Origin of the sequence: Acrocarpospora pleiomorpha (genome assembly GCF_009687885.1) — a bacterium.
Lineage (GTDB): Bacteria > Actinomycetota > Actinomycetes > Streptosporangiales > Streptosporangiaceae > Acrocarpospora > Acrocarpospora pleiomorpha.
Genome location: NZ_BLAF01000029.1, coordinates 72,908 through 94,510, shown reverse-complemented (window position 1 = coordinate 94,510; position 21,603 = coordinate 72,908). Strand labels below are relative to the sequence as shown.

Annotated in this window: 20 protein-coding genes; 11 read left to right on the top strand and 9 right to left on the bottom strand. The window is 71.1% G+C overall.

Annotated elements, in window-relative coordinates; genetic code table 11:
• Window positions 1-5: 5 nt before the first annotated feature.
• The 3 genes from Aple_RS25445 to Aple_RS25435 are packed head-to-tail and all read right to left on the bottom strand — an operon-like array spanning window position 6 to window position 4,410.
• The gene (locus Aple_RS25445; RefSeq protein ID WP_155347213.1) at window positions 6-2,399 is read right to left on the bottom strand and encodes an ABC transporter permease; all 2,394 of its coding nucleotides are present in this window, start codon (window positions 2,397-2,399) and stop codon (window positions 6-8) included.
• Complete coding sequence (locus tag Aple_RS25440) at window positions 2,396-3,115, bottom strand: ABC transporter ATP-binding protein (protein ID WP_155347212.1); 720 nt, start codon at window positions 3,113-3,115, stop codon at window positions 2,396-2,398. The genes Aple_RS25445 and Aple_RS25440 overlap by 4 nt, the downstream gene beginning before the upstream one ends.
• The gene (locus Aple_RS25435; RefSeq protein ID WP_218038502.1) at window positions 3,115-4,410 is read right to left on the bottom strand and encodes an adenylate/guanylate cyclase domain-containing protein; all 1,296 of its coding nucleotides are present in this window, start codon (window positions 4,408-4,410) and stop codon (window positions 3,115-3,117) included. Before Aple_RS25435 ends, Aple_RS25440 begins: the two co-directional genes overlap by 1 nt.
• 126 nt (window positions 4,411-4,536) lie before the next feature.
• On the opposite strand from Aple_RS25435, the gene Aple_RS55625 reads away from it, so the two are divergent.
• Window positions 4,537-5,523 carry a cyclic nucleotide-binding domain-containing protein gene (locus tag Aple_RS55625; RefSeq protein WP_155347211.1) on the top strand — a complete coding sequence of 329 codons (987 nt, stop codon included), beginning with the start codon at window positions 4,537-4,539 and terminating at the stop codon, window positions 5,521-5,523.
• Window positions 5,520-6,314 (top strand): MBL fold metallo-hydrolase, encoded by a 795-nt coding sequence (locus tag Aple_RS25425; protein ID WP_155347210.1) that lies wholly within the window; start codon window positions 5,520-5,522, stop codon window positions 6,312-6,314. The genes Aple_RS55625 and Aple_RS25425 overlap by 4 nt, the downstream gene beginning before the upstream one ends.
• On the opposite strand, the gene Aple_RS25420 is transcribed toward Aple_RS25425, so the two are convergent.
• Both Aple_RS25420 and Aple_RS25415 read right to left on the bottom strand, forming a co-directional pair.
• A complete protein-coding gene (locus Aple_RS25420) occupies window positions 6,277-6,573 on the bottom strand; it encodes a DUF3467 domain-containing protein (protein WP_155347209.1) in 297 nt (98 codons plus the stop codon). The genes Aple_RS25425 and Aple_RS25420 overlap by 38 nt on opposite strands.
• 67 nt (window positions 6,574-6,640) lie before the next feature.
• Entirely contained in the window at window positions 6,641-7,264 is a 624-nt protein-coding gene (locus Aple_RS25415; protein WP_155347208.1) for a DUF305 domain-containing protein, read from the bottom strand.
• 97 nt (window positions 7,265-7,361) lie between these two features.
• On the opposite strand from Aple_RS25415, the gene Aple_RS25410 reads away from it, so the two are divergent.
• Window positions 7,362-8,099, top strand: coding sequence for a thioredoxin-like domain-containing protein (locus Aple_RS25410; RefSeq protein ID WP_155347207.1), 738 nt, complete (start codon window positions 7,362-7,364; stop codon window positions 8,097-8,099).
• Window positions 8,100-8,103: 4 nt separating this feature from the next.
• Here Aple_RS25410 and ald read toward each other — a convergent pair whose 3' ends face one another.
• Window positions 8,104-9,219 carry an alanine dehydrogenase gene (ald, locus tag Aple_RS25405; protein ID WP_155347206.1) on the bottom strand — a complete coding sequence of 372 codons (1,116 nt, stop codon included), beginning with the start codon at window positions 9,217-9,219 and terminating at the stop codon, window positions 8,104-8,106.
• A 278-nt stretch (window positions 9,220-9,497) separates the two neighbouring features.
• Between ald and Aple_RS25400 the strand changes: the two genes are divergently transcribed.
• Window positions 9,498-10,304: an excalibur calcium-binding domain-containing protein gene (locus Aple_RS25400; RefSeq protein ID WP_155347205.1), complete on the top strand. Its 807-nt coding sequence runs from the start codon at window positions 9,498-9,500 to the stop codon at window positions 10,302-10,304.
• On the opposite strand, the gene Aple_RS25395 is transcribed toward Aple_RS25400, so the two are convergent.
• Entirely contained in the window at window positions 10,301-12,517 is a 2,217-nt protein-coding gene (locus Aple_RS25395) for a xanthine dehydrogenase family protein molybdopterin-binding subunit (RefSeq protein ID WP_174889874.1), read from the bottom strand. The genes Aple_RS25400 and Aple_RS25395 overlap by 4 nt on opposite strands.
• Before the next feature lie 107 nt (window positions 12,518-12,624).
• Here Aple_RS25395 and Aple_RS25390 point away from each other — a divergent pair, with 107 nt between their 5' ends.
• The 4 genes from Aple_RS25390 (at window position 12,625) to Aple_RS25375 (ending at window position 18,745) form a co-directional block, all read left to right on the top strand.
• Window positions 12,625-14,103, top strand: coding sequence for a PucR family transcriptional regulator (locus Aple_RS25390; RefSeq protein ID WP_155347204.1), 1,479 nt, complete (start codon window positions 12,625-12,627; stop codon window positions 14,101-14,103).
• A gap of 592 nt (window positions 14,104-14,695) precedes the next feature.
• Window positions 14,696-16,018 (top strand): helix-turn-helix domain-containing protein, encoded by a 1,323-nt coding sequence (locus tag Aple_RS25385; protein WP_308805520.1) that lies wholly within the window; start codon window positions 14,696-14,698, stop codon window positions 16,016-16,018.
• Window positions 16,019-16,098: 80 nt separating this feature from the next.
• Window positions 16,099-16,671: a copper resistance CopC family protein gene (locus tag Aple_RS25380; RefSeq protein WP_155347202.1), complete on the top strand. Its 573-nt coding sequence runs from the start codon at window positions 16,099-16,101 to the stop codon at window positions 16,669-16,671.
• Window positions 16,672-16,741: 70 nt separating this feature from the next.
• Window positions 16,742-18,745 (top strand): bifunctional copper resistance protein CopD/cytochrome c oxidase assembly protein, encoded by a 2,004-nt coding sequence (locus Aple_RS25375; RefSeq protein WP_155347201.1) that lies wholly within the window; start codon window positions 16,742-16,744, stop codon window positions 18,743-18,745.
• Between the two features lie 9 nt (window positions 18,746-18,754).
• On the opposite strand, the gene map is transcribed toward Aple_RS25375, so the two are convergent.
• Window positions 18,755-19,603, bottom strand: coding sequence for a type I methionyl aminopeptidase (map, locus tag Aple_RS25370; protein WP_155347200.1), 849 nt, complete (start codon window positions 19,601-19,603; stop codon window positions 18,755-18,757).
• Between the two features lie 41 nt (window positions 19,604-19,644).
• On the opposite strand from map, the gene Aple_RS25365 reads away from it, so the two are divergent.
• The gene (locus tag Aple_RS25365) at window positions 19,645-19,824 is read left to right on the top strand and encodes a hypothetical protein (RefSeq protein ID WP_155347199.1); all 180 of its coding nucleotides are present in this window, start codon (window positions 19,645-19,647) and stop codon (window positions 19,822-19,824) included.
• A 53-nt stretch (window positions 19,825-19,877) separates the two neighbouring features.
• A complete protein-coding gene (locus Aple_RS25360; protein ID WP_155347198.1) occupies window positions 19,878-20,300 on the top strand; it encodes a CdiA C-terminal domain-containing protein in 423 nt (140 codons plus the stop codon).
• Window positions 20,301-20,321: 21 nt separating this feature from the next.
• Here the strand turns inward: Aple_RS25360 and Aple_RS25355 are convergent, their stop codons facing one another.
• Window positions 20,322-20,591, bottom strand: a complete 270-nt coding sequence (locus Aple_RS25355; protein ID WP_155347197.1) for a CBU_0592 family membrane protein — start codon at window positions 20,589-20,591, stop codon at window positions 20,322-20,324.
• A 74-nt stretch (window positions 20,592-20,665) separates the two neighbouring features.
• Between Aple_RS25355 and Aple_RS25350 the strand changes: the two genes are divergently transcribed.
• Window positions 20,666-21,601, top strand: a complete 936-nt coding sequence (locus tag Aple_RS25350) for a LysR family transcriptional regulator (protein WP_155347196.1) — start codon at window positions 20,666-20,668, stop codon at window positions 21,599-21,601.
• Window positions 21,602-21,603: the final 2 nt, after the last annotated feature.

The window sequence follows — 21,603 nt, the reverse complement described above, 5'->3', positions numbered from 1 at the left end:
CACGACTACTCCGCCCGCAGGACGTGGGCGGGACGCAGCCGCGTGTACAGGTGCCCCGGCCAGGTGGCCAGCAGGTTGGCGACCAGCAGCGCGGCCGGGCCGACCAGCAGCAGCGCCAGCAGGGCCAGCGGCGGGGAGTAGAACAGCGGGGTCGAGTCGGCCACCACCCGCCAGAGCACCCGGCCGAGCGCGAACCCCAGCGGCACCCCGAACAGCAGGCCGACCAGGGCCAGCAGGGTGGCCTGGGCGATCACGATGAGCCGGGCCTGCGGGCGGGTCATGCCGAGCGCGCGCAGCACCGCGACCTCGTGCTTCCTGCGCCGTACGGCCGTGGCCAGCGCGTGTCCGACCGCGGCGACCGCGAGCAGGGCCAGGAATCCGCCCAGCACCATGGGGAGCGGCTGGACGTTCTGGATCTCGACCAACTTGGTCGGCACCTCCGGGGGCTCGATGAGGATCCCCGCGCCGCCGGGGATGGCGGCGGCGGCGTAGGCCGTGAGCCGCTGGATGGCGGCGTCCGGATCGGCGCCGGGGCGGAAGGCGATCAAGGCGATGTGGTACTTGTAGGAGTCGAACAGTCGTTCGTATCCGTCGTGGGTGACCACGCCGCCGTCGTCGTAGTCGTTGTGCGAGCCGGACGGGACGAATCCGACCCCGGTCACCCGGTACCGCTGCCGCCCCAGCGGGCCGTTGAGGTCGACGGTGGAGCCGACGTGGGCGTCGAGCCGCCGGGCGGTGGTGACGCCGAGCAGGGTCTCGTCGGGGGTGCGGGGGGCTCGGCCGTCCACGATGACCTGGGTGATCGGGGTGGCCGGGGAGCGGTAGCCGTACATGGTGACGGAGATGTCCTCGCCCGCCTGGGCGACGCCGATCTTCGCCTCGGTGAGCGCGGCCACGTCCGGGTCGGCGATGGCGTCCGACAGGACCTTGCCGGTCCCGGAGCTGCTCTGGCTGTTCATGCCCAAGTAGGCGAAGGCCTGGTAGGTCTGGCCGTACCTGGCGGGGTTGACGGCGGCGTCGGCGACGCCGCTGGAGAAGGTGAAGGCGGCCAGCACGCCGAGTACGCCGGTGATCGCGCCGAGCAGGGCGGGCCGGACCGGCACGGCCGTCGCGCCGCGCCCGCGCTCCAGCGCGAACCTGGTGCCGACGAGGATCGGCACCGGCAGCCCGAGCCGCGCGGCGGCCACCGCGACCATCGACCGGGACGGCGCGAGGCGGGGGTCGCGGTGCAGGGCGAGCCAGGCGGTCGCCGCGGCGGCTGCCGTGACCAGGACGATCGCGGCCAGCCCGCCGGGCAGCAGGATCAGCGGATCCAGATCGAATCCGGGCGCGGGCTCGAAGTTCGCGGCGCTGCCGATCGGCATCCAGGCCGACGCGACGGCCGCGCAGGCGACGCCGACGACCGATCCGGCGGTCGCGGCCAGCATCGGGGCCACGGCGGCGATGGCCGCCGCCCGCCGCCGGCTCAGCCCCAGCGAGCGCAGGGGGCCGAGTTCGGCCACGGTGGCGGTGGCGTACCGGGCGACGGACTGGCCGACCAGCACGGTCGCGGCGGCCAGCGCGGCGAGGGCGAAGGCGAGTAGCGCGGCGGCCTCGAAGCCGAGGACCTGGTTGAAGTGGTCGGTCTCGTCGGAGCGCCGCCACACGTCGATGTTGGGGATGCCGGTGGCCCGGGCCAGGCTCGCCTTGAAGGCGGGGATAGCGTGCGCGCTGCCGTTCAGCCGGACCAGCGCGTTGACGTAGCCGATATGGGGCTTCCCGAGGAAGTTTTCCTGATATTTCGTGAAAACGGCGGGGGAGGGGACGACGAAGGCCCCGCCCAGCGGATTGGTGAACCAGGGCGACCTGACCACCCCGACGATCCGCGCCTCGATCTTCGGCCCGATCGGCTGGGCCATCGGATTGACGCCCGACGCGATCTGCTCGGCGGTGGGCAGCTGCAGGGTCACCCGGTCCCCGACACTCTGACCGGTCAACGCCGGATACTCGGAGGAGACGACGACCTCGTCCAGGCGGGCCGGATCGAACACCCGGCCGGCGAGCAGCACGGGCCGCTCGACCGTCCTGAGCACGTCGTCGTCACCGGGCGGGAAGTTGCCGAAGATGTTCTGCTTGTCCGTCACCACGCCGAAGCTCGCCACGACGAAGGTCGACACGGCCGCCACCTCGGGCAGCGCCCGGATGCGATCCCAGTCGAAGTCCGGCTGGTTGGGCAGCACCACCACGTCGGCGGGGAGCGTGCCGGCCAGCAGCCGGTCGTAGGAGCTCGCGCCGCGGCGGGCCCCCGCCACCGCCGCGAGCACGGTCCCGGTGACGAAGGCGATCAGCAGCGCCAGCACGGCCAGCGACCGCCACCGGCGGCGTAACTCCAGGCGGAGCCACACCCACTGCAGGGTCATCCCTCCACCCGGCCGTCCCGCATCCGGATCGCGCGGGACGCGCCGGCCGCCACCTCGGGGGAGTGGGTGACCATGATGATCGTCTGCCCGTCCTCGTGCAGCCGCCGGAACAGCTCGAGCACCTCCAGGCCGCCCTCGGAGTCCAGGGCGCCGGTGGGCTCGTCGGCCAGCAGCAGGCTCGGCTGGTTGACCAGCGCCCGCGCGATGGCCAGCCGCTGCCGCTGCCCGCCGGACAGCACGGCCGGCACCTGCTGGACCCGGTCGCCCAGGCCGAGCAGGTCGAGCAGGTCCCTGGCCCTGGCCTCGGCGGCGCGCCGCTTCATCCCGCCGAGCACGCCCGGCAGCACCAGGTTGTCCAGCGCGGACACCCCGTCCAGCAGGTTGAAGAACTGGAACACGAAACCGATGTGGTGGCGACGGAACCGGGCCAGCCAGTCCTCGTCCTTGCCGTCCACCCGCTCGCCCGCGACCTCGATGGTGCCGTCGTCGACGCCGTCCAGACCGGCGATCACGTTCAGCAGGGTGGACTTGCCGCACCCCGACGGGCCCATCACCGCGACGAACTCGCCGCGGCTCACGTCGAAGTCGACGCCGCGCAGCGCCCGGACCGGCGCCAGTTCGGCCTCGAAGGTCCGCCTGGCCCCGCGGATCCGGACGGCCGGAGCCTCTTGCGTGCCGTCGGGCGTGGGGGCGTCGACGGACAGTTCGGTTGCCATCAGAAATCCTCCGGGAGGTGAAAAGCCACGACGGGGGTGGATCGGCCCTTGACGGCGCGCGGTCCGAGCGGGGTCCACGGCCAGGGGATGTCCGCGGCGGTCACGGTGCCCTCCGCCGCCACGGTGCCGGCGGGACGGGCCAGATCCTGCATGCGCTGGGCGAGGTTCACGGTATCGCCGACGAGCGTGTACTCCACGCGTTCCTCGCTGCCGAGCAGGGCCGCGGCCACCTCCCCGGTGCACAGCCCGATGCCCAGCCGGAACGGGGTGTGCCCGTCGCCGGACCAGTCCTGGTTGAGCGCGCGCTGCCGGCGGTGCATGGCGCGGGCGGCCAGCACGGCCGAGCCGGCGTGGCCGGGGCGCGGGTCGGGCGCGCCGAACACGGCCATCACGGCGTCGCCGACATACTGCATGACCGTGCCGCCCTCGCTCAGGATGGCCGCGTTCATGGCCCGCCGGTGCGCGTTGAGCTGCCCGGCGAGCACGGCCGGGTCGGTGTGCTCGGCGATCGCCGAGTAGCCGCGCACGTCGGACATGAGCACGGTCACGTCCAGCCGCTCGGTCCGGTCCATCCGGTCGGCCAGCAGCTTGTCGGCGACGCCGTGCGGCAGCAGCCGGGACAGCCGCTCGCCCTGCTCGTCCCGGCGCAGGATCGCCGTGTGCAGCATGCGCAGCCGTTTCAGCGCGCCCCTGCGACCGGCGGACGCGCCCCTGGCCAGCTTCAGGAACAGCTGCTCGACCAGCGCGTTGACCGACTCGGGGCTGGCCTGCGCGGCGGCCGCGATGGCCTTCACCGAGCGGCCCTCGGCGACCTGCCTGAGCAGCTTCTCCTCGCCCGGGGTGAGCTCGGAGGAGCGCGCGGGGGACAGCAGGTCCTGCACGATCTGCGGGTCGATCATGGAACCGCCCGCCGCCACCTCGCGGATGGCCCGGCCCAGCAGCCGGGCGTCGGCGACCCGGTCCTTGAGGAGGTAGGCGTATCCGTCGGCGCCCTCGGCGAGCAGCTTGACCGCGTAGTCGGGGTCGTCGTACTGGCTGAGCACCACCACGCCCGTGCCGGGCAGCCGCCCGCGCACCTCCCGGGCGGCGTCGATGCCCTCGTCCTGGTACGTCGGCGGCATCCGGATATCGGTGACCAGCACCTGGGGCCGCAACTCCTGGGCCCGGGCGACCAGCTCGTCGTAGTCGGCGGCCACGCCGACCACCTCCAGGGCGAGGTCCCGGCTCAACAGCGCGCGCACGCCCTCACGGACGATCAGGTTGTCGTCGGCGAGTAGCACCGTGATGCGATCCACCTCTTGAATGTCCTCCAATCTGGTGAACCGGGCCAAGAGGGTTAACCCCCTGTTGGCCGGTGGCTACCGCCCTGGCCGGGGTCGCGCGCGGTTTCTAGCGTCGAAGCGGACCTTAAGGAGGCCGGCATGCGTGTGCAGTCAGAGGCGACGTCCCTGTCCTGGATTCCGTCCGAGGCGGTGAAGGGTTACACCCGGACCATGTTCGCCGCCGGGATCTCCCACTACGACGACCCGCCCCCCGCCCGGATCGACGACCTGGAGAGCCTGCGCCAGGCCGACAGGTTCCGCTTCGCCAACCGGCTGCGCGTCTGGGCCGACTTCGAGGACGGCCAGGCGGTCGCCCACGGCGTGGACGGCGGCGGCCTGATGGGCTCCACCACCGTCCGGGTCGGCCCGCTCGGGGCCACCTTCGCCGCGATCGGCCTGCCCGACCTGCGCGGCGAGGCCGAACTCGGGGACGGCTGGATCAAGGTCACCCAGTCGGCCGGCGGCCGGACCGCGCTCCCGTTCCCGCGCGCCGCCGCCACCGCGCCGTTCGCCCGCTGGCAGTCCCCGCTGGTGTGGACCACGCTCACGGTCACCCTGCACGCCGACGGCCGCGGCGAGATCGGGTTGAGCGGGGCCAGCCCGTTCCCCCGGCACTGGGTGTACGGTCCGGACGGCGCGCTCACCCTCAAGGCCGGGATCACCGACTTCAAGGCCTGGGCGGCGCAGACGGCGACCCCGTGGGGCGCGGAGGACTCCCCGGTGGTGGTCACCGCCGCCGAGACCGCGCTGGAGCGGGAGCTGTCCCGGCTGATCATGCGCGGCGGGCGCAAGCCGCTGGTCCGCGAGCTGGCCGGCGGCCAGACCCTGGTCCGCCAGGGCGACCGGGGCGACTCGCTGTTCCTGCTGCTGGACGGCGTGGTGACGGTGGACGTGGACGGCCGCACGCTCGGCGAGCTGGGCCCCGGCGTGGTGCTGGGGGAGCGGGCCGTGCTGGAGACCGGGCACCGGACGGCCACCCTGACCGCGGTCACCCCGATCCGGGTGGCCGAGGCCACCGCCGACACCATCGACAGGGCCGCGCTCGAACATCTCGCCGCCGGGCACCGCCGGGAGGATCGCGCGTGAGGCTCCTGCTGCTCGGCGTGCGCGGCTCCACCCCCGCCCCCGGGCCCGAGTTCGTCCGCTACGGCGGGCACACCAGCTGCGTGGCGGTGCTGCCCGCCGGGGACGTTCCGGCGCTGGTGCTGGACGCGGGGACCGGCCTCAGGCAGCTGGCCGGGCCCTTTCGCGGCCCGATCCTCCTCAGCCACCTGCATTGGGACCACGTCCAGGGCCTGCCGTTCAGCCGGGCGGTCGACCATCAGGACGCCCAGGTCGAACTGATCATCCCCGGCGCCGACCCGCTCGCCACCCTGACCCGGGCGATGTCCCCGCCGCACTTCCCGATCGAACCGGGCGGCCTGCAGGGCGACTGGTCGTTCACCTCGTCGGCGCCGATCCGGGAGCTGGCCGGGATGACCGTGCGGCAGGCCGAGATCACCCACAAGGGCGGCGTCACCGTCGGCACCCGGGTCGAACTAGGCGGCACGTCGGTGGTCTACCTGCCCGACCACGCCCCCCAGCTCGGCTCGAGGGCCGCCGAGGAGCTGGCGGCGGGAGCCGACCTGCTCATCCATGACGGCCAGTTCCGCCCCGAGGAGCAGGCCCTCGCCGACGCGTACGGCCACGCCACGATCACCGACGCGCTCGCCTTCGCCGAACGCTGCGGCGCCCGCCGCCTGCTGCTCACCCACCACGCGCCCACCCGCACCGACGACCAGCTGGACGCGCTGGCCAAGGAGTGGCCCGACGTGGAGTTCGCCCGCCAGGGCGAGCTGATCACACCTTCTGACCGGTCTCGCTCTCGTACGCGCTGAGCTGCTGTTCCAGGGCCTTCATCAGCTCGAACACCTGCGCCGGCGGGATCCTGATCCGGCTGACGATCCGGGTGGGCACGCTCAGATACTGCTCGCCCGACGACGGATCGTCGGCCAGGCCCGGCGGCCTCGTGATCACCGCGAAATCCAGAACGAACCCATCCCGGGTGTGCCAGACCGAAGCGAAATTGGCGTATTGCCCCGCTTCGACCTCGGCCGAGATGCTCACCTCAAGGCGGCTCTCCGGCTCCTGATTCAAATTCTCTTCCCTCCGGTCGATTACATGGTGCCCTGACCGGAAGCTTCCCGCGCAGGGTGACACGGGTTCACTTGAGTATCGATGGCAACGGCTGCCCGCCACGCTTGGCGAGCATCTCCTTCATCACGCTGATCTCGGCCGTCTGGCCGTCTACGATGTGCTGCGCCATCGTCCGCACCTCGCTCCGGCTGGTCAGCTGGAGCACGCCCTTGGACATGTCCACGCCGCCCTCGTGGTGGCGGATCATCAGCTGCAGGAAGAGGATCTCACCCGCGACGCCCGTGGCCGCCCGCAGCTTCGTCATCTCCTCGGGGGTGGCCATGCCGGGCATGACCCCGGGGGTGCCCGCGTGCCCGTGACCCGACATCCAGGTCATCACCGGCTGGGTGGAAGTCTGGGTGAGACCCCACTGGTCCAGCCAGCCGATGAAAATTCCACGCTGGGTGCTCTGGGTATTGATGATGTCGTACGCGAAGGTACGCAGATCCGGATCCGTGCTGGCGTCCCTGGCCACGAACGACATGTCCACCGCCTGCGCGTGGTGAACGGCCATGTCACGGGAGAATCCCGCCTCGGCCGAGATGTCGCCGGGCGTGCCGGACCTGGCGACGGTCACGATGATCAGGGCGGCCGCGATCAGAACGGCGAGGGCCCCGAGGATCGGAAGGGGGCGGAATCGGGGGCTGTTCATCACTCTCAGGTTACCGGGGCAAGGGGATCACTGAACCAAACGCCTGTCTATACCCACTATTCTCCATACCCATATGTGATTGCGTGATGGAGGGTCGATGACCAAGGAAAAGGCGCAGGCACGGCGAGAACACCTGGCCCGCATGCGCGCCGAGCAGAAGCGCAAGGAACGCAGGACCGCGTTCCTGATGTGGGGGATCGGCGGCCTCGTCATCGCAATCCTGGTAGGCGCGGTGGCCTTCGTCATCATCCGCGAGGAGATGAACAAGTCCGAGGTCGAGAAGCAGGCCGCCTCGGCCGAGGCGGCGATGTTGCCCAAGGTGAAGAACTTCACCTACAAGGGGTCGCAGCACACCGGGATTAAGGTGAAGTACGCGGAGGTCCCGCCGGTGGGCGGCGAGCACAACCCCACCTGGCAGAACTGCGGCATCTACGACCAGCCGATCAACAACGAGACGGCCGTGCACTCGATGGAGCACGGCGCGGTCTGGATCACCTACCAGCCGGACCTGCCCGAGGCGGACGTCGCCAAGCTGCGCACCCACGCCTCCTCGGACTACATGCTGCTCAGCCCGTACCCGGGGCTGCCGTCGAAGATCGCCCTCGCGTCCTGGAACCACAACCTGGCCGTGGACTCGGCGGACTCGCCGGACATCGCCGCCTTCATCAGGAAGTTCAAGCAGGGCCCTGACACGCCGGAGCGGGGCGCCGCGTGCACCGGCGGCGCCGACCAGACCGCGGCCGAGGCCGTGATCCCGGAGACGGCTCCGTCCGCCCAGCCGTCGGCCACGGCGGCCACGGACCTGCCGATGGCCTCGCCGAGCCCGTCCTCCTGACCGGTCACGCCGGCAGCTTCGCCAGGGGCACCCACGCCAGCCCGTGCGCTTGCGCCACGGCCTGGTTGGTGAGGTGCCCCTGGTGCGTGTTGAGGCCGCGCGCCAGCGCCTCGTCCGCGGCCAGCGCGGCCCGCCAGCCCAGGTCCGCGATCGCCAGCGCGTACGGCACGGTCACGTTGGTCAGCGCGTACGTGGAGGTGTGTGGGACGGCGCCCGGCATGTTGGCCACGCAGTAGAAGACCGAGTCGTGCACCCGGTAGACCGGGTCGTCGTGGGTGGTGGGCCGGGAGTCGGCGAAGCAGCCGCCCTGGTCGATGGAGATGTCCACTAGTACCGAGCCCCGCTTCATCCGGCTCACCAGGTCGTTGTCCACCAGCTTCGGGGCTCTGGCCCCGGCCACCAGCACCGCGCCGATCACCAGGTCCGCGTCCAGCACCGCCCGCTCCACTTCGTACGCGTTGGACGCGACCGTCTTGCAGTGCCCGCGATAGATCGCCTCGGCCTGCCTGAGCCGGTCGATGTCCCGGTCCAGCAGCAGCACCTCGGCCTGCATGCCGAGCGCGATCGCCGCCGCGTTCATACCCGACACCCCGGCCCCGATCACCACCACCTTCGCCGCGTACACACCCGGCACGCCGCCCATCAGCACCCCGCGGCCGCCCCCCTGCCGCATCAGGTGGTAGGCGCCGACCTGCGGGGCCAGCCGTCCGGCCACCTCCGACATCGGGGCCAGCAGCGGCAGCGCGCCGGACGCGGTCTGCACCGTCTCGTACGCGATGCCGGTCACCCCCGACTCCAGCATCGCCCGCGTGCACGCCTCCGACGCGGCCAGATGCAGGTAGGTGAACAGCACCTGGCCCTTGCGCATCCGGTGGTACTCCGCCTGCACCGGCTCCTTCACCTTGAGGATCAGGTCGCCCGCGGCCCACACGTCGTCGGCGCTGTCGAGCAGGGCGGCCCCGGCGGCGGCGAAGTCGGCGTCGCCGATGGCCGAGCCCGCGCCCGCGTCCCGCTCCACGAACACCTGGTGCCCGTGGCGGACCAGCTCGTGCGCTCCGGCGGGGGTGAGCGCGACCCGGAACTCGTTGTTCTTGACCTCGCGTGGGACTGCGACCCTCATAGGGGTGCTCTACCCGCGTCGCGGCGGGCAGTCTGACAGATGTTCGGCTGGCTTGGTGACAGACTGTCATCTGATTACCGTGCGCTGGCGGACCTCGATAGGCTCGGCGGGCGATGGTAGGGATCGAGGTCGGGATGCAGAACACGCCGGGCGCGGCTGAGCCCCCGCCGGGGGGCGGCGCTGGAGGCCCAGGAGGTCCATCAGGCCCCGGAGAACCAGGGCCTCCAGGCGCCCCCGCGGCTCCGCCCGGGCCGCCGCAGGCCACCAGGCGCACCACCGTGGCGCTGGCCGTGGCGCTCGTGCTGGTGGTGGTGATGAGCGGGGTGCTGGCCACGGTCGCGGTGCTGATGACCCGCAATCCGGACGCGCCGCCGCTGTCCACCACGACGCTGCGCCGGCTGGCCACGCCCATCCACTTCGCGCCGGTCGAGCTGGTCGGGCCCGGTCCCTGCGCGGGCGCCGAGGCGGTTCCCGACGACGCCGGGGCCATGTGCTATCAGCTGGAGCCCGGGGTCACCGTCGCGGTGGTGCAGAAGATCGAGTCGCTCGCCGAGACCGACGGGAAGTACGCGGTCCGGGTCGTGCTCGCGCCGGACAGCCGCGCCCAGATCGCCGACCTGACCAGGGACACGGTCAACCGGCAGCTGGCCATCGTGGTCGCCGACAAGGTGGTGGCCGCCCCCCGGGTGGCGCAGGAGATCACCGAGGACAGCCTGAGCATCGCCGGGTTCAGCCAGCAGGAGGCGGTGGCCCTGCGGGCCCGCCTGAGCGGTCCCACGGGCGCGTCCGCGCCCGTGACGCAGCCGTCCGCCGTCGTGACTCCGCCGCCCGCCACCGACCCTGGTCTCACCAACCCCGCGGTGACGCAATCGGGAACCCCGCAGAACACCGGCCAGCCGCTGGCGCCGCAGGCGGGAGACAACCCCAGCCCCGCGGCCAGCGGAAACAATCAGACCAAATACGCGAGCTGCCGCGAGGCCGTCGCGGCGGGCGCGGGGCCCTTCTTCAAGGGCACCCACCCGCAGTACGCGTGGTATGTCGACAAGGACAACGACGGCATCGCCTGCGACCCCGACGATCTCTAACCGGCGAGGGCGATGTCGTCCGGCCGGATCGGCACTCGCGTCAGCGCGAGCCCGGTCGCGTTCCTGACGGCGGCCGCGATGGCGGGCGTGGACGACAACGTCGGCGGCTCACCCGCGCCGCGCAGACCGTAGGGCGCGTGCGGGTCCGGGTTCTCCAGGATCGACAGCCGCATCGGCGGCATATCCAGGATCGTCGGGATCAGATAGTCGGTGAACGACGGATTGAGCACCTTGCCGTCCCTGACCTGGATCTCCTCCATCAGCGCCAGCCCCAGCCCCTGCGCCGACCCCCCGTGGATCTGCCCCTCCAGCGCGAGCGGATTGATGATCCGCCCCACATCCTGCACCGCCGCCAGCTCCACCACCTTGACCAGACCCAGCTCCACGTCCACGTCCACCACCGCCCGGTGCACGCACAACGCCAGCTGGGTGTGCGAGTCGCCCTGCCCCGTCACCGGATCCATCGGGAACGTGCGCCGGTGCCGGAACTCCCTGGTCTCCTCGACCGGCCCGTCCGCCAGCACCTCCGCCAGCGTGGCCCCGCCCGCCCTCAGCTTGTCCAGCCGCTCCCGCACCGCCTCGCAGGCCACCTTGACCGCGCCGCCGGTCATGTACGACTGCCGCGACGCCGACGAGGACCCCGCCGAGCCCACCGAGGTGTCGGCCGGGACGATCGTCACCCGCTCGATGCCCAGCTCGGTCCTGGCGATCTGGCTCTTGACCATGATCAGCCCCTGGCCTACCTCGGCCGCCGCCGTGTGCACCAGCACGTGCGGCTCGCCGCCCAGCAGCTCAACCCGGACCCGCGCGGTGGAGTAGTCGTCGAACCCCTCGGAGAAGCAGATGTTCTTGATCCCCACCCCGTAGCCGACGCCCCGCCGCACCCCCTCGCCGTGCGTGGTCTGCGCGACCCCGCCGGGGAGCGCGCGCAGATCCGCCGAGCCGGGCCCCGGCAGCGGCATCGCCGCCAGCTCGCGCAGCATGCCGGCCAGCGGCGCGGGCGTGTCCACCACCTGACCGGTGGCCAGCTTCGACCCCTGGGAGACCGCGTTCCGCACCCGGATCTCGACGGGGGAGAGCCCGCACGCCTCGGCCAGCCGGTCCATCTGCGACTCGTACGCGAAACAGGCCTGCACCGCGCCGAACCCGCGCATCGCCCCGCACGGGGGGTTGTTGGTGTAGGTCCCGTACGCGTCGATCCAGATGTTGTCCACCTCGTACGGGCCCACGCCCAGCGACGCCGCGTTGCCGACCACGGCGGGGGAAGAGGAGGTGTACGCGCCGCCGTCCAGGACGATCTCGGCCTTGACGTAGACCAGGCGGCCGTCGGCGGTCGCGCCGTGCTCGTAGCGCATCCATGCCGGGTGGCGGTGCACGTGGCCGAAGAAGGACTCCTCCCGGCCGTACACGATCTTGATGGGTTTGCCGGTGCGCAGGGCCAGCATCGAGGCGTGGATCTGCATGGACAGGTCCTCGCGGGCGCCGAACGCGCCGCCGACCCCGGCCAGGGTGAGGCGGACCTTGTCCTTGGGCAGGCCGAGGCAGGGCGCGACCTGGTCCTGGTCGACGTGCAGCCACTGGGTGGCGATGTAGAGGTCGACGCCGCCGTCCTCGGCGGGCACGGCCAGGCCGGACTCGGGGCCGAGGAAGGCCTGGTCCTGCATGCCGACCTCGTACTCGCCGGTCACGACGACGTCGGCGGTGAACTCCGCGCCCACCCGGACGGGCTGGTGGCGGACCACGTTGCCGTGCGGGTTGACCTGGGGGCAGGCGGGGTCGAAGGCGGCGCGGCGGGGGTCGGTGACCGCTTCGCGCAGCTCGTACCGGACCTGGATGGCGTCGGCGGCGCGGCGGGCCGTCTCGGGGTGGTCGGCGGCCACCAGGGCCACCGGCTCGCCCTGGTAGCGGACCTGGTCGATGGCGAGGACCGGCTGGTCCTTGTGCTCCAGGCCGTAGAACTTGGTGCCGGGCACGTCCTCGTGGGTGAGCACGGCGTACACGCCGGGCATGGCCAGGGCGGGGGCGATGTCGATGGATCTGATCCACGCCGACGGGTGCGGGCTGCGCAGGGTGGCGCCCCACAGCATGCCGTCCAGCCACAGGTCGGAGGAGTAGGCGAACTCGCCGGTGACCTTCAGCGTCCCGTCCGGACGCAGCGCGCTGTGACCGACGCCCTGGCCGACGCCCTGGCTCTGTCCCGTGGCAATGCTCATAGAGTGAGTAGATCAGCCCAGCTCAGGGGCGGCCTAGAGGTGTGGCCATGAAACGCGGGGCCGGGCGGCGGCTGCGCCTTGTAGATTCGTCCAAATAGTGTGGGCGTGTGCGGATACGCGATCTGCTGGCCCTCGACGATCTGCGACTCATCCTGCTCGCCGGGGAGACGCAGGCCGAGATCACCGGCGCGCTCATCACCGACCTGCCCGATCCCGGGCGCTACCTGTCCGGCGGCGAGCTCGTGCTGACCGGGATGATGTGGCGGCAGGAGCCCGCCGACTCGTGGCGGTTCGTGGACATCCTGGTCCGCGGCGGCGTGGCCGCGCTGGCCGCCGGGGACGCCCGGCTCGGCCACATCCCCGAGGATCTGCTGGCGGCCTGCCGGGAGCGCGGCCTGCCGCTGATCGAGGTGCCGGTCGAGGTGTCCTTCGGCGCGGTCACCGAGGCCGTCACCCGCCGCCTGGCCGGGGCGCAGGCCGGCGACCTGCGCCGCGCGCTGGGACGGCACCGGCGCATCGTGGCGGCCGTGGCCGAGGGCGCGAGCCTGACCGAACTGTGCGCGCTGATGTCGGCGGAACTGGGCGTCACCGGCGCGGTCGTCTCCGCCGCCGGAACCGTCATCGCCGGTTCGCTGCCGGCGGCCGACGCGTCCCGCCTGGCCGCCGAATTCCTGGGCGCGGTACGGCTGCCGCTGGTGACCGCCGGGCCGTACACGATCTTCGCGGTGGACCGGGCGCACCGGGCCGCCGGGTGGGCGCTGGTCTGCGGGGGCGAGCTGGACCCGGAGATCGGCTACGAGCTGGCCTCGTGCGTGGCGCTGGAACGGACCCGGATTGAGGGTGGCCGCCGGGTCGAGCGTCGGCTGGCGGAACAACTCATCGCACTCGCCACCGCCGGGACCGCGGACCTGTCGGAGCTGTCGGCCCGGCTGCGCACGTGCGGCATCGACGCGGGGGAGCCGTACGCGGTCGTGTCGGCCACCGTCGCCGAGCCGTCGGCCGATCCCGCCGTGCTGGGCGGCCAGGTGGTGGAGGAGCTCATGGACCGCCGGGTGGTCGCCGCCGCCGCGGCCGACGGAGCGATCGCGCTGGTCCCGCTGCGGTCGGGCACGGCCGACACGGTCGCCGCGGCCCTGACCGCCCGGGTGGCCGCGTTGCCGGGCGTGGCGGTGTCGATCGGCGTCAGCGCCGCCCTGACCGGCCCCGCCGCCATTCGCGGCGGGGTGGAGGAGGCCGGGCACGCGCGCCGGATGGCCGAGGCGCGCGGGGGCGGGGTGGTCACCAGCGCCGAGATTTACACCCACGAACTGCTGCTGGCGACCGTTCCCGGCGATGTTCGCCGATCATTCTCGGAACGGTTGCTTGATCCGCTCTTCGCGTATGACAGAAAACATCAGGCGGATCTTGTGCGTACCCTCGGCACTTTCCTTGATTGTGCAGGTTCCTGGAACACTTGTGCCGAGCATCTGCACGTGCATGTGAACACGGTGCGATATCGCATTCGGCGAGTCGAGGAATTGACGGGAAAAGATCTCTCCGCGATGGCGGATCGAGTAGACCTTTATCTCGCGCTTCGGGCGTCCTGAATTCGAATTCCCGGGAATGGTCACCCAAAGTGGTCGGTTGGTGACAAGATGTGGTGGCGCTTCCTGACACATAGTCAGGCGGCGCTCTCTGGAATCTTCCAGAAAGCGCCGCCACAATGGAGTCGACTACCTTGTCATGCTGGCCCGAAAGGGGGTGGCCGTGGCGTGAAACCTCTTGGCGAGAGATGCGGCCGGGCCCCGATCGGACTGTGGGCTCCGGTCGGCCTTCGGCCGCCGCGCTCTAGGCGGCCTATGGTCAACCACTAACCCCGTACGTTTTCACATGTCCGGCGCAGGTGCCGCGCCGGTGTCCAGAAGTGGACAGTGCGCGTTCCTCCACGTAGAGGCTCGCGGTCTTGCCTCTTGCTGTGCTCGTGGGCTGCGCCTGAGCACACCAGGTCGGCCCGTCTTCACGCGCTGCGCGCGTAACGAATCAGCAGCACATGAACGCTGGTGACTGCGGTAGGGGAGACGGGGCGGCGCCTGCGGTCGTAGCATTTAACCAGACAGCCACTCCGGCTGCGATCAAGACAGCTACGACAGAGACGGCGAGGCGGCGTTTCATGGGGGGAACTCCCGTCGGTGTTTGGTTGTGGGGCCTACATCTTCTCAAGGGGTGCATGTGACCAGTCAAGATTTGGTGGGTCAGCGGATAAAAACAATCCGCCGCCAACGCGGTCTCTCTCAGGCCCAGCTCGCCCATCCCGAATTGTCAGACTCATACGTCTCACTCATCGAGAGTGGTAAGCGTACGCCAACTCCCGCCGTTTTGGAGTTGCTTGCGCAGAAGCTCGACTGTTCGTTGACGTATCTTGTCAACGGTGTCACGGCCGAGCAGATGGAGGAACTCGACCTGGGGCTGCGTTTCGCCCGGATGGCGCTGGAGAACGGCGAGTTCCTTGAGGCGCGCCGTCGCTACCGCGAACTAATGGACGACAAGAGCCTCGTTGGGCTGGCCTCGCTCCGCCAGGACGTCCAGTTCGGCTACGCCCGCTCTCTGGAGGCGTGCGCTGAGCTGGACGAGGCGATCGAGATGCTGGACTCCCTGCTCGAGTCCGACACGGAGGCCCAGACCCCCTCTCGCCGGGTGGCGATCGCGGTCGCGCTCTGCCGTTGCTACCGGGAGCGCGGCGACTTCCAAGAAGGTGTCGACGTCGGCGAGCGCATCCTCGGCGAGACCGCCCGCCAGCACTGGAACGACGATCTGGTAGAACTCGGCGCCACCCTGCTCTCGGTCTACTTCTGGCGCGGTGACCTGCTCAGGGCCCGGCAGTTCGCCACCGAGCTCCTGTCGGCCGCCGAGACGCTCGCCTCCCCACGCTCGACTGTCGCCGCCTGTTGGAACGCCGCCGTGACCGCCGAGCACCTCGGCTTCGGCGAGGAGGCCATGTCGCTGATCGAGCGCGCCCTGGCGGTCCAGTCCGAGACCGGCGGCCCCCGTAACCTTGCCCGGCTCCGCGGCGCCTACGCTAAACTGCTGCTCCAGGTGCGCCCCGGCGAGGCCGAGCTCGCTCGCGACATCACGTTGCGCGCGATGAGCGAACTGAAGGAGTCCTCCGCTGGCCTGGGTGACATCATCCACTGCTCGCTCTACCTGGCCAGGTGCGAACTGGCCCTGGGTGATCTGAACGCCGCCCTCGGCTACGCGCAGCAGGCCGTGGACCTGGTCGGCGAGAACAACCGCAGTCTGCACTCCGAGGCACACCTGATGCTCGGCCAGATCTACTTCATGCAGCGCAGGGACCAGGAGTGCACTACGGAGCTTTCGGTGGCCGGGGAGTCGCTCAAGCACCTCTCCGCCACTCGCAAGGTGGCCGAGAGCTGGCATCACGCCGCCGAGACGATGTCCCAGCTGGGTGACCACGACGCGAGCGTGGACGCCTACCAGCGGGCCCTCTCCTGCGTCGGGCTCTGAGGTCGGACTCTGAGGGCGGAGGCTGGAAGGTGGCCTGCGAGGTAGGGAGCGAGCGCGTGCGTCGGTAGCCTGGGGGCGTCATGAAGATTTCCCCGCTCCTCGCCGCGCTGGCCTTCCTCGCCATGCTCCTGTCGGGCACCGCTCCGGCGTTCGCGCACACCTCCCTGCGGACCAGCGATCCGCTGCGGGACTCCCGGGTGGAGGTGCTCAGGAAGGTGACCCTGGAGTTCACCGAGTCGGTGCGCTTTCCCGTCGTGATCGTCACCGGCCCTGGTGGGCTGCGTTACGAGGACGGCAAGCCCCAGGTGCGCGGTCCCAGGGTCCTCCAGGATGTCGGCCCGCAGTTGCCCGGCGGCGCCTACACGATCGCCTACCGGGTCGTCTCCCGGGATGGCCACCCGATCGAAGGCGAGATTCCCTTCAGGCTCGCGCCGCCCCCGTCGCCGGAGGAGACTGCCGTCGCTCCGGTGATCGCCGCGCCGTCGGCCAGCGTGGAGGTCGGCCCAGAGGTGAGCATGGAGGCCAGTCCAGCGGCCAGCCCGGAGGCGCGGGTCGCCGAGTCGCCGAGCGTGCCGGGCTGGGTGTGGGTCGTGGTGTTCGGGCTAGCGGGCATCGGTATCGGGATGGCGTTCAGCATGCGGAAGAAGCCGTGAGCATGTTGACGATCATGACGAGGCGGACTGTGATGGCTGGGGCGGTTGCCGTACAGGCCGGAGGCCGGGGATGAACAGAACGGTGCGGTTCGCGATCGCGGGCGTGTGCGCGGCCATCGGGGCCCTGGTGATCGGGATGGTGGCCGGCGGGGCGGCGACGCCGCGGGTCATTCCGGGGCTGCCGGACGAGGGCGCGCTGACCCGGTGGATGGTGCCGCTCTCCAAGCTGTTGATGGACGCGGCGGGTGTGCTGACCGTCGGCCTGCTGCTGATGGCCGCCGCGCTGCTGCCCAGCGACAAGGGGCTGCTGGGGAAGCCGGCGCTGGAGTATGTGAAGGCCGCGTCGTGGGCCGCGCTGGTGTGGGCGATCGCGGCGGCGTCCACGCTGGTGTTCGGGCTCTCCCAGTCGATGGGGCAGCCGATCGGGGTGATCCTCGGCGGTAACGAGCTCACCAGCTACGCCAGCCAGACCCCGCAGGGCATCGCGCTCACCCTGGTGGTGCTGTTCGCGGTGTCCATCGCGCTGTTCGCGCGCGGGGCGATCACCGTCGGCTCGGCCGGGGGCCTGCTGGTCTTCGCGCTGGTCACGCTGCTGCCCCCGGCGCTGACCGGGCACTCGTCCTCCTCGCCCAACCACGGCCTGGCCACCACCTCGGTCGCCTTCCACCTGCTGTTCCTCGCCGTCTGGGTGGGCGGCCTGGGCCTGCTGTGCGTGCACGCGATCAGGTCCGCCGACAAGCTCCCCCTGGCCGCCGAACGGTTCTCCCGGATGGCGCTGTGGTGCTTCGCCGGGGTCGGCCTGTCCGGGCTGGCCAGCGTCGTGGCCCGGCTCGCCGGCGTCGACGCCCTTTTCACCTCCGCGTACGGCCTGCTCCTGCTGGCCAAACTGCTCGCCTTCGGCGTGCTGGGCGTCATCGGCTGGTGGCATCGCGGCCGCACGCTTCCCCATCTCAGCGCCGGAAGGCCGGGCGCCTTCCTGCGCCTGGCGCTCGGCGAGATCATGCTGATGGCGGCCACCGTGGGCGTCGCGGTCGCGCTCGCCCAGACCGCCCCGCCCCCCGTGGACGTTCCCACCGACCGCGCCTTCGACCTGCTCGGCTACCTGGTCCCGCCACCGATCACCCTCGGCAACCTGCTCACCCTGTGGTGGTTCGACCTGTTCTTCGCCGTCGTCGCCGTCACCCTGGGCGGTCTGTACGCCGCCGCGCTGGTCCGGCTGTCCCGCCGCGGCGACTCCTGGCCGGTCGGCCGCACCGTGGCCTGGTTCATCGGCGTGGCCATCCTGGTGCTGGCCACCCAGAGCGGCGTCGCCCGCTACGCACCGGTCCTGTTCAGCGTGCACATGACCGAGCACATGATCCTGTCCATGCTGGTCCCGATCTTCCTGGTCCTGGGCGCCCCCGTCACGCTGGCCCTGCGCGCGCTCAAACCGGCCGCCCGCCGCGGCGACCGCGGCCCCCGCGAATGGCTGACGGTCATCCTGCACAGCCGGGCGATGCGCGTCATCGGCCACCCCGGCATCGCCACCGCCCTGTTCATCGCCTCCACCTACGCCCTCTACTTCACCCCCCTGTTCGCCTCCGCGATGGAGGAGCACCTGGGCCACCTGGCGATGTCGACCCACTTCCTGCTCACCGGCTGCCTGTTCTTCTGGATCATCGTCGGCGTCGACCCGGCCCCGATCCAGCTGCCCCACGTGGGCCGCCTCATCCTGCTCTTCGTGACCATGCCCTTCCACGCCTTCTTCGGCCTGGCCCTGATGAGCATGGGCACCGTGCTGGCCTCCGACTGGTATGACCAGCTCGGCCGCACCTGGGGCGACACCGCCGTCGCCGACCAGAAACTGGGCGGCGGCATCGCGTGGGCCTTCGGCGAGATTCCCACCCTGATCGTCGTGATCGCCCTCGCCATCCAGTGGTGGCGGGCCGACGACCGCCTGGCCCGCCGCGCCGACCGCCGCGCCGACGCCCGCGCCGCGAAATCCGGCGGCACCGGCGACCCCGAACTGGACGCCTACAACGACTACCTGGCCAAGCTCAACCGCCGCAAACCCAACAAGACCGGCTCCTCGTAGGCCTCCCGCTCAGGGGAGGGTGAGGATCTCGTGGCCGGTGTCGGTGACGAGGATGGTGTGCTCGAACTGGGCGGTGCGTTTGCCGTCCTTGGTGACGGCGGTCCAGCGGTCGGGCCAGATCTCGTAGTCGATGGTGCCGAGGGTGAGCATGGGCTCGATGGTGAAGGTCATGCCGGGGACCAGGGTGACGGCCAGGGACGGGTCGTCGTAGTGGGGGACGATGAGGCCGGAGTGGAAGGAGCGGGCGATGCCGTGGCCGGTGAAGTCGCGGACCACGCCGTAGCCGAAACGTTTGGCGTAGGCCTCGATGACGCGGCCGACGATGTTGAGCTGGCGGCCGGGGGCGACGGCCTTGATGGCGCGGTTGGTGGCCTCGCGGGTGCGCTCGACCAGCAGGCGGGACTCCTCGTCCACGTCGCCGACCAGGTAGGTGGCGTCGGTGTCGCCGTGCACGCCCCCGATGTAGGCGGTGATGTCCACGTTGACGATGTCGCCGTCGTTCAGCACCGTGTCATCGGGGATGCCGTGGCAGATGACCTCGTTGATCGAGGTGCACAGAGACTTCGGGTAGCCGCGGTAGCCAAGGGTGGACGGGTAGGCGTCGTGGTCGCAGAGGAACTCGTGGCCGATCCGGTCGAGTTCGTCGGTGGTCACCCCGGGCGCCACGTGCTTGCCGACTTCGGCCAGGGCCTGCGCCGCGATCCGGCCCGCGATCCGCATGCGCTCGATGGTCTCCGCGGTCTGCACGTCTGATTCGCCGCGCTTGGGCTCCGGCTTGCCCACGTATTCCGGGCGTTCGATGTGGGCGGGAACCTTCCGGGTAGCCGAGATCCGTCCCGGGCGCAGCAGCGTCGTCATGGGGCAAGTCTAGTTGCGCCCTGACGGGGCAGGATTAGGTCGTGAGCGAGCAATGGTGGTTCTGCCTGAAGCACATGCGCGTCGAGCCCGATCAGGGCTGCCCGAACAAGGACCGCATGGGTCCCTACGCCTCGGAGGTCGAGGCGGCTGACGCCCTGAAGACGGCGGCCGAACGGAACAAGGCATGGCAGGCCCAGGATCAGGACGAGGACGACGACTGATCCTTGACCGGAAATAGGGGACATTCCCGTCGGTTAACTGTCAAGCTGGAGAGGTGGGGGAGAGCGGGCTGAGCCGGGTGGACGAGCGGGCTCGTCGTTTGTCCGACGCCGAACGACGGGTGGCCGAATTCCTGGCCTCCTCCGGTCACGAGGTGATCGCCGTCGGGGGCGCGGATCCCGAACCGCGCGGGCGGCTGGGCAACCGGCCGGACGCCCTGGTCGACGGCGTGCCGACCGATTTCGTGGTCCTCGCCGTCGGCGACACCAGCGCCGCCGTCGCCATGGCGCTGAGCCGGGCCGCCCGCCACGCCGACCAGGCCGTGATCGACGCGCGCGGCTCCGGCCTGGCCGCGGTCGCCGCCCAGGACGGCGTCCGCCGTTTCCAGGCCGTGCCGCACAGCCGTGACCTGCGCGGCTGGCGCGTGGTCGGCGACGGCTACGACATCAACGCGATGGCCGTCGCGCCCCACGTCTGAGCGTTCAGCCGATCACCGAGGTCAGGCCCCCTTCGCGGTACGGGCGGCCGCGCGTTTCGCGATGAACTTTCCGACGGCCAGCGCTCCGATGGCGGTCCAGATCACGTTGAGGATCGCGGACGGCCAGGCGCCGTGATACCCGCTGTTGATCGCCAACGCGAGCGCCCCGCCCAGATTGATCGCCTGGTACGCCAACCCGTCGCCGGACAGCCGCGACGAGGAGACCATGCCGTATCCGATCAGCAGGGCAATCGCCCCACCCGTGCCAAGAATGGTGATAAATGTAGACATTTGCGTCAATCATCTGAGGGCGCGGTGCTGTAGCGCAAGTGAAGAAAACTTAAGTCCGGCGTAAGCTCCACTGTATGGAGATCGACCCCCGTCGCCTGCGCATTCTGCACGAAGTCGCCCGCAGAGGCGGCGTCATGAAGGCCGCGGAAGCCCTGCACCTGACGCCCTCGGCGATCTCCCAGCAACTCGCCCAGCTGGAACGCGAGGTCGGCATCGCCCTGATCGACCGCTCCCAGCGCCGGATCTCGGTCACCCCGGCCGGGCGCGTGCTCTCCGCCTACGGCGAGCGCATCGAGGAACAGCTCGCCGAGGCCCGGCACGAGCTCAACCGTTTCACCGAACGCCTGGCGGGCCCGGTCACGATCGCCGCCTTCCCCACCGTCATCCGCCACCTGCTCGTCCCCGCCCTGGCCGAGCTGGCCGGCAGCCACCCGCTCATCACCCCCGTGATCCACGAGCTGTACGGCCAGGCCGCCCTCCAGGAACTTCGCCTGGGCGGCGTCGACCTGATGGTCACGGAACGCGACATGAACCAGCCCGCCCCCGCCCTCCCGTCCATGATCCGCCACCGCCTCTACGACGACGAGTACCGCATCGTCGCCCCGCCGGGCATCGACCCGCCCACCGAGGTGTCCGACCTGGCCGACCTGCCCTGGGTGGCGGGTGTCCCGCACCAGGCCTGCGGCCAGGCCCTGGACCGCCTCGCCCAGTTCCACGGTTTCACCCCGCGCCGGGTGCACGTGATCTCGGAGTTTCCGCCCACCCTGGACCTGGTCTCGGCAGGTCACGGGGTCGCGATCGTCCCTTCGCTGGCGCTGCTGGACGTGCCCGAGGGGCACGTCGTGATCACCGGTATCCCCGGGGTCGGGTCGCGGCGGATCGAGGCGCTCACCCGCGTGAGCCGTACCAAATCCGGCGAGCCCGACCCCGTGCAGGCCGTGGTCATCGAATCCCTCAGAGAGGTCGCGGCGCGGCTCACCAAGCGGGTCACCGATCTGAGCGACGCCTGAGG

Coding starts and splice junctions, on each gene's coding strand:
- Aple_RS25445 (WP_155347213.1), bottom strand. CDS start 2,399: ATGACCCTGCAGTGGGTGTGGCTCCGCCTGGAGTTACGCCGCCGGTGG.
- Aple_RS25440 (WP_155347212.1), bottom strand. CDS start 3,115: ATGGCAACCGAACTGTCCGTCGACGCCCCCACGCCCGACGGCACGCAA.
- Aple_RS55625 (WP_155347211.1), top strand. CDS start 4,537: ATGCGTGTGCAGTCAGAGGCGACGTCCCTGTCCTGGATTCCGTCCGAG.
- Aple_RS25415 (WP_155347208.1), bottom strand. CDS start 7,264: ATGAACAGCCCCCGATTCCGCCCCCTTCCGATCCTCGGGGCCCTCGCC.
- Aple_RS25410 (WP_155347207.1), top strand. CDS start 7,362: ATGACCAAGGAAAAGGCGCAGGCACGGCGAGAACACCTGGCCCGCATG.
- ald (WP_155347206.1), bottom strand. CDS start 9,219: ATGAGGGTCGCAGTCCCACGCGAGGTCAAGAACAACGAGTTCCGGGTC.
- Aple_RS25395 (WP_174889874.1), bottom strand. CDS start 12,517: ATGAGCATTGCCACGGGACAGAGCCAGGGCGTCGGCCAGGGCGTCGGT.
- Aple_RS25380 (WP_155347202.1), top strand. CDS start 16,099: ATGAAGATTTCCCCGCTCCTCGCCGCGCTGGCCTTCCTCGCCATGCTC.
- Aple_RS25375 (WP_155347201.1), top strand. CDS start 16,742: ATGAACAGAACGGTGCGGTTCGCGATCGCGGGCGTGTGCGCGGCCATC.
- map (WP_155347200.1), bottom strand. CDS start 19,603: ATGACGACGCTGCTGCGCCCGGGACGGATCTCGGCTACCCGGAAGGTT.
- Aple_RS25355 (WP_155347197.1), bottom strand. CDS start 20,591: ATGTCTACATTTATCACCATTCTTGGCACGGGTGGGGCGATTGCCCTG.
- Aple_RS25350 (WP_155347196.1), top strand. CDS start 20,666: ATGGAGATCGACCCCCGTCGCCTGCGCATTCTGCACGAAGTCGCCCGC.